This window comes from Streptomyces sp. NPDC059909 (genome assembly GCF_042730885.1).
Classification (GTDB): Bacteria; Actinomycetota; Actinomycetes; order Streptomycetales; family Streptomycetaceae; genus Streptomyces.
In genome coordinates this window covers 34,714-47,659 of the sequence record NZ_JBHWKX010000032.1, presented here as the reverse complement: position 1 = coordinate 47,659, position 12,946 = coordinate 34,714, and the positions used below count along the sequence as shown (strand labels likewise).

Genomic DNA, 12,946 nt, shown 5'->3' with positions numbered 1-12,946 from the left:
GGTCCTGACGGGAAGGCTGAGGTGTAGTTACGCTGCGCGGACGTTCTTCGCCTGGAGGTACGGATGCGTCGTAGTACTGCCGCACGTCTTGTCACGATCCCCGCCGTAACGCTGGCGGTTCTGGCGGCGGGAGGTGCGGCCGCGCCACCGGCGGCCCCGCCCTCAGCGTCGAAGGGACCGCTCCCGGTCAAGGAGCCGGTGGCCGTCGGCTACGGGGGAGCGGTCGCGAGCGTCGACGCGGACGCCTCCGCGGCGGGCATCGAGGTGCTGCGGGGCGGCGGAAACGCGGTCGACGCGGCGGTGGCGACGGCCGCGGCGCTCGGGGTGACCGAGCCGTACTCCGCGGGCATCGGGGGAGGCGGCTTCTTCGTCTACTACGACGCGAAGTCGCGGAAGGTCCACACGATCGACGGCCGCGAGACCGCGCCCGGCTCGGCGGACGCGTCCCTCTTCCTCGAGTACGGCAAGCCCATCCCCTTCGAGGAGGGCATGACCAGCGGCCTCGGCGTCGGCACGCCCGGCACTCCGGCGACGTGGGACGCGGCACTCGACGCGTGGGGGAGCCGGCCGCTGCGGCAGTTGCTGAAGCTGGCCGAGCGGCTGGCGAAGGACGGCTTCACCGTGGACGCGACGTTCCGTTCCCAGACCCAGGCGAACGAGGCGCGCTTCCGCGACTTCCCGGCGACGGCCGAGCTGTTCCTGCCGGGCGGGCAGCTGCCGGTGGTCGGTTCCGTGTTCAAGAACCCGGAGCTCGCCCGTACGTACGACGAGATCGGACGCAAGGGCACCGGAACCCTGTACCAGGGCGCGATCGCGCGGGACATCGTGAACACCGTGCGCAAGCCGGTCGTGCGCGAGGGCGCGACGCGGGTCGTGCGGCCCGGCGATCTGACGCTGCGCGACCTGGCGGCGTACGGGACGGAGCAGCGGCGGCCCACGAAGGTGTCGTACCGGGGGCTGGACGTGTACGGCATGGGCCCGGCGTCCTCGGGCGGTACGAGCGTGGGCGAGGCGCTGAACATTCTGGAGCGGACGGATCTGTCCGGCCTCTCGCAGGCGAAGTACCTGCACCGCTTCGTCGAGGCGAGCCGGATCGCGTTCGCGGACCGGGGGCGGTGGGTCGGCGACCCGGCGTTCGAGGACGTGCCGGTGCGGGAGCTGCTGTCGCAGCGGTTCGCCGACTCGCGGGAGTGCCTGATCCGCGACGACGGCGTACTGACGAGCCCGCTCGCCCCCGGTGACCCGTGGAACCCGGCGGCGTGCGCGAGCGGCGGTACGGCGGCGCCGACGACGTACGAGGGCGAGAACACGACGCACCTGACCGCGTCCGACAAGTGGGGCAACGTCGTCGCGTACACCCTCACCATCGAGTCGACCGGCGGCAGCGGAATCACCGTGCCCGGGCGGGGCTTCCTGCTCAACAACGAGCTGACGGACTTCTCGTTCGCGCCGGCCAATCCGGCGGTCCACGACCCGAACCTGCCGGGACCGGGCAAGCGCCCCCGCTCCTCCATCTCCCCGACGATCGTCCTGGACGACCGCGACCTGCCGGTGCTGGCGCTCGGCTCCCCGGGTGGCGCGACGATCATCACCACGGTGCTCCAGACGCTGACGGGCGTCGTCGACCGCGGCCTGCCGCTGGTGGACGCGATCGCCGCGCCGCGCGCGAGCCAGCGCAACCAGCCGACGACGGAGCTGGAACCGGCGCTGTGGAACAGCCCGCTGCGGGCGGAGCTGGAGGCGCTGGGCCACGCGTTCCGTCAGAACCCGGAGATCGGGGCGGCGACGGGCATCCAGCGGCTGCCGGACGGCCGCTGGCTCGCGGCGGCGGAGAAGGTGCGGCGCGGCGGCGGCTCGGCGATGGTGGTGCGCCCGGCGGCGTGACGCCGCCGCGCACGAACAACCCGTTCGGCCGGTCCACCGACAGGGAACGCCCCGGAACTCGATCGGTCCGGGGCGTTCCGCCCGTTCGGGCAAGGAGCCGCACCTCCTGCAGTGGCAGCACCTCCCGGGTGCCCTCCGGCACCGAATCGGCGACTGTCCGCGCCGCCTGTCATGGCCATGTAAGAGAGCGTCGGTGAACTGGGTCACGGGAGTCGATCACGGCCGCGGTCGGCACTGGGCCACGCCCGTCGGCCAGACGCGCACGTTCACGCAGCGCTGCGTGGATCCGGCACCACGCCCGCGCGCAGGTCCACCGGCGGAACAGGGCGTAGACGGTCTGGTGCGGGGGACGTCGGTCGGCAGGGCCCGCCAGGCGATCCCGCCGCGGACCAGGTAGAAGATCGCGTCCAGGACCAGGCGCCGGTCCCACTTCTCGGGCCTGCTCCCGCGCCTGCCGGTGCTTCCCGCCGCCGCGAGCAGCGGCCCCCACTGCCCGTCGGTCATCGTCGAACCGGCTAGAAGTGCCGCCGCGAGGGACGATCACCACCCCGGCTATGAGCAGGGCATGACGAGTACTGGCACTTGGACGATCCGTGCACCCGGACTCCCGGTAGGACTGGCAAGCCCAGAAAGCCCCTCTCCTGGCAGGAGTCCTTCACCTTCCGGGCGAACCGCCCACCGATCGAGCGCGCGGGCGCCGTTCGCATCGTCCGGAGGTTCCGCCCGGCACCTGACTTCTTTTGCCTACGCCGTCGACGAAGGCGCGTCAGTGGTGGTGGCCGTGCCGGCCGAGGGTCTCCACGGGGGTCGCGCCGGGGCGGGTCCACTGCGGCACTGGCCGGCTGGTCGGGCCCCAGGTGGCGACGCCGTCGGCGTCCGAGCGCCAGTACCAGCAGGCCTGGCGGCCCTCGGACGGGTACCCCTCGCGGACATCGCCGATCACGGGCCGGCCCTCCGGGTTGTCCTCCCACGCCTCGCCGCGGCCGTAGGGCGTCATGTCGAGCAGGGCGAGGGACCCGTTGACCGGCTCGTTGCCACGGCCCGTCGTGGAGTAGGTGAGGAACACGCGGTCGCCGTCGCGCAGGAAACAGACGATGTGCCCCATTCCTTCGCCGACCGGCGCCTCCACGCCCCGCACCGAGTACCAGGGCTGGGTGTAACCCATGAATTCGACGTAGGGAGCCACCTCGTCCCACGGGCCCGAGGTCAGGACGGCGAACGAGACGCCCCGGGCGTTGAGGTAGACGGCGTCCTTCACGTGCCAGGCCGTGGTGGTGCAGCCCTCGCACTGCCCCTGGTGCGGCGCGCCGTCGTACCACATGTGCTTGTAGACCACGAGCTCGTCGCGACCCTGGAACAGGTCGAGGAACGGGACCGGCCCGTCAGCGCCGGTGACCTCGACCGCGCCGTCGAGCTCGACCATCGGCAGCCGCCGCCGGGCCGCGGCGATCGCGTCGCCTTCACGGGTGTGCGCCTTCTCGCGGACCAGCAGCTCCTCGCGCGCCGCCTGCCAGGTGGCCAGGTCGACGACTGGCGGCTTGCCGGGGAGGTCGCCGCTCGCGTTGCCGGGCGTGGTCGTCATGGTGTCCTCCGTGGTGTCTCGTGCCGGGCTGCGTCGCACGACGTCCTACGACGCTCACCAGAACAGACTCGCGACCCGGCCGGAACTCATCGCGGCAGGGGGCGCCCTCGGCCGAGCCTGCACGGACCACGTCGGGCTGACACGTTCACAGACGCGCTGTATGAGCCGGTGCGCCCCCCACCCCAGGGCGTGCCGAGCGAGGGTCACCCTCACGCGCCGTCCCGGTGGCGCTCGGCGGGGGTGGGCGGCTTCCTGGGAAGGGAGAGAAAGCGAGCGGTCCATGGAGCCGAAGAGGGAGCGGCTGGAGACGCCGCGTGCCGCGGGGCTTGCGGGGATTGTGTTTGCGCTGCTGCTGGCGTCCGCGATCGTGCTCATGCGGGTGGCGATTCCCGCGAGCGAGGCCGCCGCCGACGACGTGGGCCCCATCAATCCCGGCACCAAATGGGCGGTGAGCGCCGCGCTGGAACTCGTTCCCTTCGCAGGGCTGTTCTTCCTCTGGTTCATGGGTGCCCTGCGCGCTCAGGTCGGGGAGGCGGAGGACAAGTTCGTCGCCACGGTGTTCCTGGGCAGCGGATTCGTCTTCGTGGCCGCGATGTTCGGCGCCGCCGCGGCGGCGGGCACCGTGCTGGACGAGGACGCCCCCTCGGACTTCGGCCGTCAGTTCGCGTACGTGCTGCTCACTACCTATGCGATGAGGATGGCCGCCGTCTTCATCTTCGCGACCTCGACCATCGGTTTCCGGCTCGGCGTCTTTCCGCGCCCACTCGCCCTGCTGGGCTACGCCGCCGGCCTTGTGCTGCTCTTCGCCGGGCCTGCCGTGCCGTGGTGCGAGCTGGTCTTTCCGGCCTGGTCCCTGCTGGTCGGCGTCTACATCCTCAGGGTCGGTCTGCGCGCCGGGCGCCACCCCGCGGAGGCGGTCTGACGCCGGCCCCGACGCTCGTCCGGGCCGCCTCGGCAGGCGCGGCCACGCCTCTTCTCTCATGCTGGTGTGAGGAAAAGACCAGGCCACGGGAAAGGCTGATCCGGGATGAGGCTCGTCGTCGATCTCAACCGCTGTCAGGGGTACGCCCAGTGTGCGTTCCTCGCCCCCGATGTCTTTGCCATGCACGGCGACGAGGGGTTGTTGTACCACCCGGAGCCCGACGAGACACAGCGGGAGTTCGTGGCGCAAGCCGCCGCAGCCTGCCCGGTCCAGGCCATCCTCGTCGATCAATTGGACGAGGTCGCCCCGGGCAAGGAGACGTCCCGTGAACAGTGATGCATACCTGGAATCGTTCAAACGTGAAGGACGAATCGTCGTCGTGGGCGCCTCCCTTGCCGGTCTCAGGGGCGCGGAAACCCTGCGGGAGAAGGGCTTCACCGGTTCACTCACCTTGATCGGCGACGAGCCGTACGAACCGTACGACCGGCCCCCGTTGTCCAAGCAGGTCCTCCTGGACGTGACGTCCGCGGAACGCACCGCCCTGCCCCGCCGCCGGGCGATCGACGCGAAGTGGCGGCTCGGCGTGGCTGCCACGGGGCTGGACATGAGCGCCAAGCGGGTGCGGCTTGCCGACGGCGACGAGGTCGAGTACGACCGGCTGCTCATCGCCACCGGCGTACGGGCGCGGCCGTGGCCGAAAAGGGAGGAAGCCGAGCTCGACGGGGTGTTCCTGCTGCGGACCCGCGACGACGCGGCGGCGCTGCACCGGCGGCTCAGGGCGGGACCGCGTCGGGTGTTCGTGATCGGTGCCGGTTTCACCGGCTCGGAGATCGCCTCCGCCTGCCGTGAGCAGGACATTCCCGTCACCGTCGCCGAACGGGGCAGCGCGCCCCTGGTCGGCGCACTCGGCGGTGTCGTCGGTGAGGTGGCCGCCGCGCTGCAGCGCGAGCACGGCGTGGACCTGCGGACCGGAGTCATGGTCACGGGGCTGGAGGGCGACTCGGCGGGCCGGGTACGCTCGGTGCACCTGTCCGACGGCAGTCCCGTCGAGGCCGATGTCGTGGTCGTGTCACTGGGCGCGACCCGCAACACCGAATGGCTCGAAGGATCCGGCCTTGGTGCAGGTCCCCGGGGAATCGCGTGCGACGCCGGCTGCCGGGCCTTCGACTTCCGGGGCATCGTCACGGACGACGTCTTCGTGGCGGGCGATGTGGCACGGTCTCCGCACCCGCTGTTCAACTACCAGTTCCTGTCCTTGGAACACTGGGGCAACGCGGTCGTCCAGGCCGAGATCGCGGCGCACAACATGCTCAGTCCGAGTACCGAACGCCTCCCGCACATGTGGGTGCCGGCCTTCTGGTCCACGCAGTTCGGGGTGAACATCAAGTCGGTCGGCGTGCCGTCCATGGGCACGGAGATCCTCATTTCGCAGGGCTCGCTCGCCGAGCGCAGATTCGTCGGGGTGTACGGATACCAGGGGCGCGTCATCGCCGCGGTCACGTTCGACCATGCGAAGTGGTTGCCGTTCTACCAGGAGCAGATCGAGACGACCGCGCCGTTCCCGCCGCCGTTCGCCGCGGCCCAGGGGCTGACCCCGGTCCCGTCGGAGTTCCCGGACCCTTCGGTGCCCACTCACGGTCCGACCGTCACCCTCAGCGGTTACGCGCCGGCCGACAAGCGGATCACCTTCACCCCCGCCCGGCACTGACCCCCGCGCCCGCAAGGACTCACTCACCAAGGACCCGTCATGACGCAGACCTCGTTCCTGCGGCAGATCAGTGATCACGCCGTCCGCGCGAACCCGTATCCCCTGTATACGGAGCTCCGCAGGACGCCGGTCACGTACGAGGGGAACAACACGTACATCGTCAGTACGTACTGGGAGATCCTGAGCCTCCTCCACGACCCGCGGATCAGTTCGGACTCCCGCAACATCGAGTCGCCGACGCCTTACGCCGTGGCGGACGCGGGCGAGGACACGGCACTGCCGCGCAACTTCCTGCATCTCGACCCTCCGGAGCACGACCGGTTCCGCCGCATCACCAACCGCCCCTTCGGACCGCCGCACAGCCCGCACCGGATCAGCGACATGCGCGGCGGAATGAGCGAGATGATCTCCGGCCTCATCGACGGCATCGAGAGCACGGACCGGATCGACCTGGTGGACCAGTTCGCCTATCCGCTTCCCGTGAGCGTGATCTGCCGGCTGCTCGGTGTGCCGCGCGAGGACGAAGCGCGCTTCCACGTCTGGGCCGACACCGTCGTCGCCGGCCTGGACACCGACCCCGACACGGACCGCACGGAGCTGATGCGCAAGGTCCACGCAGCGCGGTTGGAGCTGGGCACGTATCTGAACAGCCTGATCGAGGCGCGGCGCGGCAGCCCCGGCGACGACATGCTCTCCCAGCCGGCGACCAGTCATGGACCGGACGGAGCCATGACGACGCCCGAGCTGATGAGCACCTCGGTCCTGCTGCTGATCGCCGGCCATGAGACGACGGTCAATCTGATCACCAACGGGATGCTCACGCTGCTGCGCCACCCGGAAGTTCTCCAGCGGCTGCGGGACGACCCGCACCTGGCCGTCCCCCTGGTGGAGGAGCTGCTGCGCTACGAGCCGCCGGTGCACTTCGTGGTCCCGCGCGCGACTCTCGCGGACATCGAGGTAGGAGGGGTCACGATCCCCAAGGGCGCGACGGTCTTCCTCGCCGTGGCCGCCGGAAGTCGTGACCCCCAGCGCTTCTCCGACCCCGACACGTTCATCCCCGACCGCGAGGACAACCAGCACCTGGGCTTCGGCAGCGGCATCCACAACTGCTTCGGCGCGCCGCTCGCCCGGTTGGACGCAACTCGCTCTCACCGCACTGGTCGACCGGCTCGACAACCCCCGTCTCCTGGAGGATCCGCCTCCGTACCGGCGCAACGCGATCCTGCGCGGCCCCCGCCATCTGTACATCGCCTGCGACGGCATCCGCCCCTGAGACGCCCTGTCGAATCACCGTCACCCCCGGCCGGCACCGACCCGCGCGCGACCCCACAAGGACTCGTCATGACGACCCGAACCACCCTCCTGCGGCAGATCATCGACTACTCCAACCGCGCGAACCCGTACCCCCTGTACGCGGAGCTCCGCAAGACACCGGTGCTCGACGAGGGTGACGGTGCGTACGTCGTGAGCACGTACTGGAAGATCCTGAGTCTCCTGCACGATCCGCGGGTCAGCTCCGACGCCCGCAACCGGACCGCGCAGGGCGGCCCCGAACTGGAGCCGGAGGGGGAGGAGACGGGCCTGCCACCCAGCTTCATCAGGCTCGACCCACCGGAGCACGACCGGCTGCGCCGCATGACGAACGCGTCCTTCGGCCCGCCCCACAAGCCGCGCCGGGTGCATGACATGCGCGGCGAACTCGGCGGGATCGTCTCCGGGCTCATCGACGGCATCGGGAACACGGACCGGATCGACTTGGTCGAGCAGTTCTCGTACCCCTTCCCGGTGACCGTGATCTGCCGGCTGCTCGGCGTGCCGCGCGAGGACGAAGCACGCTTCCACACCTGGGCGGACACCCTTGCCGCCAGCCTCGACCCGACCCCGGGCGAGGACCCGACGGAGCGCAACCGGATCGCCCATGAGGCCAGGACCCAGCTCGGCATGTATCTGGCCGGGCTGATCGAGGAGCGCCGCAAGAGCCCCCGCGACGACATGCTCTCCGAGCTGGCGACCTCCCAGGGCCCGGACGGCTCGATGTCGACCATGGAGCTGCTCAGCACTGCCGCCCTGCTGCTGATCGCCGGTCATGAGACCACCGTCAATCTGATCACCAACGGGATGCTCACCCTGTTGCGCAACCCGGACGTGCTCCAGCGGCTGCGCGAGAACCCGAAGCTGGCGGTCCCCGTCGTGGAGGAGCTGCTGCGCTTCGAGCCGCCGGTGCAGCTGGTGCCGAACCGCACCACGCTCACGGACATCGACATCGACGGCGTCACCATCCCCAAGGGTGCGTCGCTGTGGCTCGTCGTGGCCGCCGGCAATCGCGACCCGAAGCGCTTCGAGAACCCCGACCGCTTCGACCCGGACCGCAAGGACATCCAGCACCTGGGCTTCGGCAGCGGCGTCCACAGCTGCTTCGGTGCGCCGCTCGCCAGGATGGAGGCGCAGCTCGCACTGAGCGAGCTGGCCCGCAGGCTCGTGAACCCCCGGCTGCTGGAGGATCCGCCCGAGTACCGGCAGAACGCGGTCCTGCGCGGCCCCCGCCATCTGCCCATCGCCTGCGACGACATCCGGGCGTGAGCGCCCGGCGCCGAGTGCTCAGAGGGCGGTAAGAATGCGCGGGCCCTCGTCCGTGATCGCCACCGTGTGCTCCGCGTGGGACGCACGGGAGCCGTCCGACGTACGGAGCGTCCAGCCGTCGCGATCGGTGTAGTAGCCGTCGCCGCCGCCCCCGATCAGCATCGGCTCGATCGCGAGCACCATCCCGTGGCGCAGCGGCATTCCGCGGCCCGGGCGGCCCTCGTTCGGGACGCTCGGGTCCTCGTGCATGGTGCGGCCCACGCCGTGGCCGCCGTAGCCGGACGGGATGCCGTACCCCGCGGCCCGGCAGACGCGGCCGATCGCATGGGCGATGTCCCCGATGCGGTTGCCCACGACCGCCGCGGCGATGCCCGCCTCCAGGGCCTCGTACGCGGTGTCGACGAGGCGTACGTCCTCGGGACGGGGGCGGCCGACGGTGAAGCTGACGGCCGAGTCGCCTACCCAGCCGTCCAGGACCGCGCCGCAGTCGATGCTCACGAGGTCGCCGTCGCGGAGCCGGTGGCCGCCCGGGATGCCGTGCACGATCGCGTCGTTGACGGACGCGCAGACGACGGCGGGGAAGGGGGTGGGGGCCCAGTCGGGCCGGTAGTTCAGGAAGGGCGATCCCGCGCCGGCCTCGCGCAGGACGGCCCGGGCGGTCTGGTCCAGGGCCCGGAGCGTGACACCCACGGCCGCGGCCTCCCGCACCGCCGCGAGGGCCTGCGCGACGATCCGGCCGGCGGCCCGCATGGCGTCCAGGGATGCGTCTGTCTTGATCTCCACCATGCCAATTACTATACCGGTTGAAGTGGTATTACAATGACGGCATGGTTCGTACGCCCCTGACCCCCGAAGAGCGCGAACGCGGCGAGCGGCTCGGCCGGTTGCTCCGCGAGGCGCGCGGCTCCCGGAGCATGGTGGAGGTCGCCGCGGCCGCCGGACTCTCCCCCGAGACCCTCCGCAAGATCGAGACGGGCCGCGCCCCGACCCCGGCCTTCTTCACCGTGGCCGCGCTGGCCGGGACGCTCGGCCTGTCCATGGACGACCTCGTGACGCGCTGCGCGCTCGTGCCCATGTGAACGCGTGATCTCGTAGCCGCATAGCTGCGTCGCCCCGCAGCCCCGCAGCCGTGCGCGCGTCACCGCGTGCCTACGCGGCGACCGCCAGCTGCACCCGGCTGTGGCGCGGCGACTCGATCTCGTCCAGCAGCGCGATCGCCAGATCCGCGTGCGAGATACGGCCCGGACCGTCCGGCACCGTGCCGATCGCCGTCCGGTAGCCCCCGGTCCGCGGGGCCTCGGCGTCGAGCTGCATGGGCGGCACGACCATCAGCCAGTCCAGTGCCGCCGGATCCGCCGTGGACAGCACCTCGAACTCGGCGACATGGCCCTGCGAGAACGCCCGGTACTCCGCCGGGAAGTCCGGCGCGTCCATGATCCGTACGCCGGGCGAGGTCTCCAGCGTCGTCGCGATGCCCAGCACCAGCAGGCGCCGGACGCCTGCCTCGCCCAGGCCCGCGACCAGGGCCTTCGCCGCCGCGGTGAAGTACGCGTCGGACGGGATGTCCAGCCGCGCCGATGCGTTGATCGCGGCGTCGTGGCCGGCCGCGAGTGCCGCCACCGACGCCGCATCGGTCGCGTCGCCCCGTACGACCGTGATGCCGTCTCCGCCCAGGGCCGGGTACTTCGCGGGGTCGCGCACCACCGCCGTCACCCGGTGGCCGCGCGCGACCGCCTCCGTCACGGCCGCCCGGCCGACCCGTCCACCTGCTCCGAAGATGATGATGTCGCTCATGTCCCGGACGGTAGAACGGACATGCCTGGTTACTTCAACGGTACTGGGCTAGCGTCTGAGGGCATGTCCCACACCCGCGAGCCCCTGAGCGCAGACATGTTCCCCGGGGCCGACTGCTTCGCCGAGCCCGGTTCGCGGCCGTTCCGGGTGGGCGACAAGTGGTCCGCATGGGTGCTGCGCTGCCTGGAGGACGGGCCGCGCCGCTTCTCCGAACTGCGCGTACCGCTCCACTGGATCACCCCCAAGGTGCTCACCGAGACCCTGCGGTCGATGGAGCGCAACGGCTTCCTCGCGAGGACGGCGTACGACGAGAACCCTCCGCGCGTCGAATACGAACTCACCGCACTCGGCCGCTCGCTGCTCGGCCCGCTCGACACCGCCTGCGCCTGGACACGGGCCCATGCGGCCGCGCTGGCGGAGGCGAGGGCGGCCTTCGATTCCCACTCGGCACGGTGAGGCGTAGTCTCGCGCCCGTGGATCTCCAGGAGCTCGACCGCGCGAAGTACATCAGCCTCACCACCTTCCGGAAGGACGGGACGGGCGTCGCGACACCCGTGTGGTTCGCCGTCGAGGGCCGTGAGCTGTACGTCTGGACCCGCTCCGACTCATGGAAGGTCAAGCGGCTGCGCAGGGACGGCCGTGTCACCGTGGCCGCGTGCGACGTGCGCGGACGGGTCGCGGAGGGCGCCGAGGCCGTGGAGGGAACGGCGCGGCTGCTGGACGACGCGGACCTGAAGAAGGTCCGGAAGCTCCTGGCCCGCAAGTACACCTGGCAGTTCTGGCTCGTCGACCGGCCCGCCGCCGTCGTACGCCTCGGCAGACGCCCGCACACGGGCATCGCAGTGGCGCTCGGCCCGTGTTGAGCCTTCCGCTCCGCCGCCGAAAACTCCGCGTAGCCGTCCCGTAACACGGTTGAGGTCGAATGCCTGCCAACCGGTTGCGGAGGGCGGGCGGAGATGGTGGTGCATCAACTCCCCGTGGAAGTAGGGGTTTTCGCGCGATATCTGAGGCAGCTGGCCGGGCGCCTCGACCGGGGCGGCGGCTGGTACGGCGTCTTCTGGCAGCGCGACCCCGACGGACTGGCCGCCTGTCTGCAGGGCGCGGAGATCCCGCCCTGGGACGTGGTGGAGTCGCTCCTCCAGGACCTCCCGGCCGACGGCGGCGAGACGGTCCGCGCCCGGGCCCTGCACTCGGCCGCGGCCGCCGCGCACGACCGGCTGTCCGGGGGGCCGGAGGCCCTCCAGGAGCGCCTGGAGCTGATGCGCCGCGAGCAGGCGTACGCGGAGGACCGCGCCCAGGAACTCCTGCACCGGCTTGCCGCCCTGCCCGAGGGCACCCCCCAGTACCAGCACCTCGCCAACGAACTGTCCTGGACGAACGACGACCACACCCGTGCGACGGCTCGCTGTGCGGAGCTGTCCGCCCGCCTCGCGGCCCTGACGCCGGCCGCCGCGGCGGGGGAGCGGGCCGAAGGGGCGGCGCACGCCCCGGGCGGGCGGCCTGCGTCGGCCCTGCCTGCCGCATGGTTCCGGCTGGAGGACGCAGACACAGGTGCTCCCGCGGCGTCCCCGGTCGGAGCCCCCGGGGTCGCGCACGGCCCTTCCGGCGGCGGCCGTGGCGAAGAGCGGAAGCGGCCAGGAAGGAAGCGGCGGCCGCGAGGGGCCCGGTACGCGTGGCTGGACGAGGGCGGCGACGGGGATGAGGGCGAGGACGAGGCCGTCGGCCTCCCCGGACTGCCCGTCGCCGAAGAGCGGCCGCGGGGGGCGCGGTTCGGCGGGGGCGAGGACCGGCAGGAGCTGCCGCCCCAGCGCGTCGCACGCGGGCGCCCGGGAGCGGAGGCGGTGGACGCCGAGTCGCGACGCGCCGCCGCCGAGACCGTCGTCGCCCTTGTGCAGCTGCGCGCCGAGGGGCGGGGCGGCGAGGCGCACGCCGTGCTGTGCGAAGCCGCGGCCCGCCCCGCCGCCTGGCTGCCAGTGCTGGCGTCGGAGCTGCACCGGGCGGGTCTCGGAGCCGACTGGGCCACCCTGCTCTGGGAGGCCGCGTCGCTGCCGCCGGGGCAGCTCGCCGCCGCCGCGGGTGCCCTCGCCGCGGCCGGGAGGGCTGAGGACTGCGGTCATCTGCTGCGCCAGGGCGTCGCCCGCCCCGCCGCCGAGATCGCCGACGCCGTGCTCGCCCTCGGCGAGGCGGGCGGCCACAGCGAGGCGGAGGCCCTGCTCAGGGCCTTCGTCCGGGCCCGTAGTCCGGAGGACGCCGCACAGCTCGCCGCCCCCGACCCCCGCAGGCTCGTACCGCAACTGCTCCTCGCCGCCCGCGCCGTGTCCCCCGAGCGGGAGCGCGATCTGGTGCACGCCCTGCGTGTCGCAGGGATCATGAACGGCTGAAAAAGTACGGTATACGCTGTTTGTCGACCGCTCAGGTGCGAAACATGATCGACACTGCGGGTTGACGACGATGGTCTTGCCCCAGTGTGTGACGG

The 12,946-nt window shown here is 71.8% G+C and carries 13 protein-coding genes and 1 pseudogene; 10 read left to right on the top strand and 4 right to left on the bottom strand.

Annotated elements, in window-relative coordinates; all coding sequences use genetic code 11:
- The first annotated feature begins 63 nt into the window (after positions 1 to 63).
- The gene (gene ggt, locus ACFV9O_RS22190; RefSeq protein ID WP_385420436.1) at positions 64 to 1,884 is read left to right on the top strand and encodes a gamma-glutamyltransferase; all 1,821 of its coding nucleotides are present in this window, start codon (positions 64 to 66) and stop codon (positions 1,882 to 1,884) included.
- A gap of 216 nt (positions 1,885 to 2,100) precedes the next feature.
- On the opposite strand, the gene ACFV9O_RS22185 is transcribed toward ggt, so the two are convergent.
- Both ACFV9O_RS22185 and ACFV9O_RS22180 read right to left on the bottom strand, forming a co-directional pair.
- Positions 2,101 to 2,388, bottom strand: a complete 288-nt coding sequence (locus ACFV9O_RS22185; RefSeq protein WP_385420434.1) for a transposase — start codon at positions 2,386 to 2,388, stop codon at positions 2,101 to 2,103.
- A gap of 262 nt (positions 2,389 to 2,650) precedes the next feature.
- Positions 2,651 to 3,466 carry a DUF899 domain-containing protein gene (locus tag ACFV9O_RS22180; RefSeq protein ID WP_385420432.1) on the bottom strand — a complete coding sequence of 272 codons (816 nt, stop codon included), beginning with the start codon at positions 3,464 to 3,466 and terminating at the stop codon, positions 2,651 to 2,653.
- A gap of 280 nt (positions 3,467 to 3,746) precedes the next feature.
- On the opposite strand from ACFV9O_RS22180, the gene ACFV9O_RS22175 reads away from it, so the two are divergent.
- The 5 genes and pseudogenes from ACFV9O_RS22175 (at position 3,747) to ACFV9O_RS22155 (ending at position 8,676) form a co-directional block, all read left to right on the top strand.
- Positions 3,747 to 4,388 (top strand): hypothetical protein, encoded by a 642-nt coding sequence (locus ACFV9O_RS22175; protein WP_385420430.1) that lies wholly within the window; start codon positions 3,747 to 3,749, stop codon positions 4,386 to 4,388.
- A gap of 105 nt (positions 4,389 to 4,493) precedes the next feature.
- Entirely contained in the window at positions 4,494 to 4,724 is a 231-nt protein-coding gene (locus ACFV9O_RS22170; protein ID WP_385420428.1) for a ferredoxin, read from the top strand.
- Positions 4,714 to 6,096, top strand: coding sequence for an NAD(P)/FAD-dependent oxidoreductase (locus tag ACFV9O_RS22165; protein WP_385420426.1), 1,383 nt, complete (start codon positions 4,714 to 4,716; stop codon positions 6,094 to 6,096). Before ACFV9O_RS22170 ends, ACFV9O_RS22165 begins: the two co-directional genes overlap by 11 nt.
- A gap of 39 nt (positions 6,097 to 6,135) precedes the next feature.
- Positions 6,136 to 7,369: pseudogene (locus tag ACFV9O_RS22160) on the top strand (cytochrome P450).
- Between the two features lie 68 nt (positions 7,370 to 7,437).
- Positions 7,438 to 8,676 (top strand): cytochrome P450, encoded by a 1,239-nt coding sequence (locus tag ACFV9O_RS22155; RefSeq protein ID WP_385420424.1) that lies wholly within the window; start codon positions 7,438 to 7,440, stop codon positions 8,674 to 8,676.
- A gap of 18 nt (positions 8,677 to 8,694) precedes the next feature.
- Here the strand turns inward: ACFV9O_RS22155 and map are convergent, their stop codons facing one another.
- A complete protein-coding gene (map, locus tag ACFV9O_RS22150) occupies positions 8,695 to 9,462 on the bottom strand; it encodes a type I methionyl aminopeptidase (RefSeq protein ID WP_385420422.1) in 768 nt (255 codons plus the stop codon).
- Positions 9,463 to 9,503: 41 nt separating this feature from the next.
- On the opposite strand from map, the gene ACFV9O_RS22145 reads away from it, so the two are divergent.
- The gene (locus ACFV9O_RS22145; protein ID WP_385420420.1) at positions 9,504 to 9,755 is read left to right on the top strand and encodes a helix-turn-helix domain-containing protein; all 252 of its coding nucleotides are present in this window, start codon (positions 9,504 to 9,506) and stop codon (positions 9,753 to 9,755) included.
- A gap of 70 nt (positions 9,756 to 9,825) precedes the next feature.
- Here ACFV9O_RS22145 and ACFV9O_RS22140 read toward each other — a convergent pair whose 3' ends face one another.
- Positions 9,826 to 10,470 carry an NAD(P)-dependent oxidoreductase gene (locus ACFV9O_RS22140; protein WP_385420418.1) on the bottom strand — a complete coding sequence of 215 codons (645 nt, stop codon included), beginning with the start codon at positions 10,468 to 10,470 and terminating at the stop codon, positions 9,826 to 9,828.
- 63 nt (positions 10,471 to 10,533) lie between these two features.
- On the opposite strand from ACFV9O_RS22140, the gene ACFV9O_RS22135 reads away from it, so the two are divergent.
- The 3 genes from ACFV9O_RS22135 (at position 10,534) to ACFV9O_RS22125 (ending at position 12,851) form a co-directional block, all read left to right on the top strand.
- Positions 10,534 to 10,926: a winged helix-turn-helix transcriptional regulator gene (locus ACFV9O_RS22135; protein WP_385420416.1), complete on the top strand. Its 393-nt coding sequence runs from the start codon at positions 10,534 to 10,536 to the stop codon at positions 10,924 to 10,926.
- A gap of 17 nt (positions 10,927 to 10,943) precedes the next feature.
- A complete protein-coding gene (locus tag ACFV9O_RS22130; protein ID WP_385420414.1) occupies positions 10,944 to 11,333 on the top strand; it encodes a PPOX class F420-dependent oxidoreductase in 390 nt (129 codons plus the stop codon).
- Between the two features lie 114 nt (positions 11,334 to 11,447).
- Positions 11,448 to 12,851 carry a UL36 very large tegument protein gene (locus ACFV9O_RS22125; protein WP_385420412.1) on the top strand — a complete coding sequence of 468 codons (1,404 nt, stop codon included), beginning with the start codon at positions 11,448 to 11,450 and terminating at the stop codon, positions 12,849 to 12,851.
- The last annotated feature ends 95 nt before the right edge of the window (positions 12,852 to 12,946 follow it).

What these genes read in the sequence shown, in the direction of transcription:
- ggt (WP_385420436.1), top strand. Translation starts at nt 64, where the DNA reads ATGCGTCGTAGTACTGCCGCACGTCTTGTCACGATCCCCGCCGTAACG.
- ACFV9O_RS22185 (WP_385420434.1), bottom strand. Translation starts at nt 2,388, where the DNA reads ATGACCGACGGGCAGTGGGGGCCGCTGCTCGCGGCGGCGGGAAGCACC.
- ACFV9O_RS22180 (WP_385420432.1), bottom strand. Translation starts at nt 3,466, where the DNA reads ATGACGACCACGCCCGGCAACGCGAGCGGCGACCTCCCCGGCAAGCCG.
- ACFV9O_RS22175 (WP_385420430.1), top strand. Translation starts at nt 3,747, where the DNA reads ATGGAGCCGAAGAGGGAGCGGCTGGAGACGCCGCGTGCCGCGGGGCTT.
- ACFV9O_RS22170 (WP_385420428.1), top strand. Translation starts at nt 4,494, where the DNA reads ATGAGGCTCGTCGTCGATCTCAACCGCTGTCAGGGGTACGCCCAGTGT.
- ACFV9O_RS22155 (WP_385420424.1), top strand. Translation starts at nt 7,438, where the DNA reads ATGACGACCCGAACCACCCTCCTGCGGCAGATCATCGACTACTCCAAC.
- map (WP_385420422.1), bottom strand. Translation starts at nt 9,462, where the DNA reads ATGGTGGAGATCAAGACAGACGCATCCCTGGACGCCATGCGGGCCGCC.
- ACFV9O_RS22145 (WP_385420420.1), top strand. Translation starts at nt 9,504, where the DNA reads ATGGTTCGTACGCCCCTGACCCCCGAAGAGCGCGAACGCGGCGAGCGG.
- ACFV9O_RS22140 (WP_385420418.1), bottom strand. Translation starts at nt 10,470, where the DNA reads ATGAGCGACATCATCATCTTCGGAGCAGGTGGACGGGTCGGCCGGGCG.
- ACFV9O_RS22135 (WP_385420416.1), top strand. Translation starts at nt 10,534, where the DNA reads ATGTCCCACACCCGCGAGCCCCTGAGCGCAGACATGTTCCCCGGGGCC.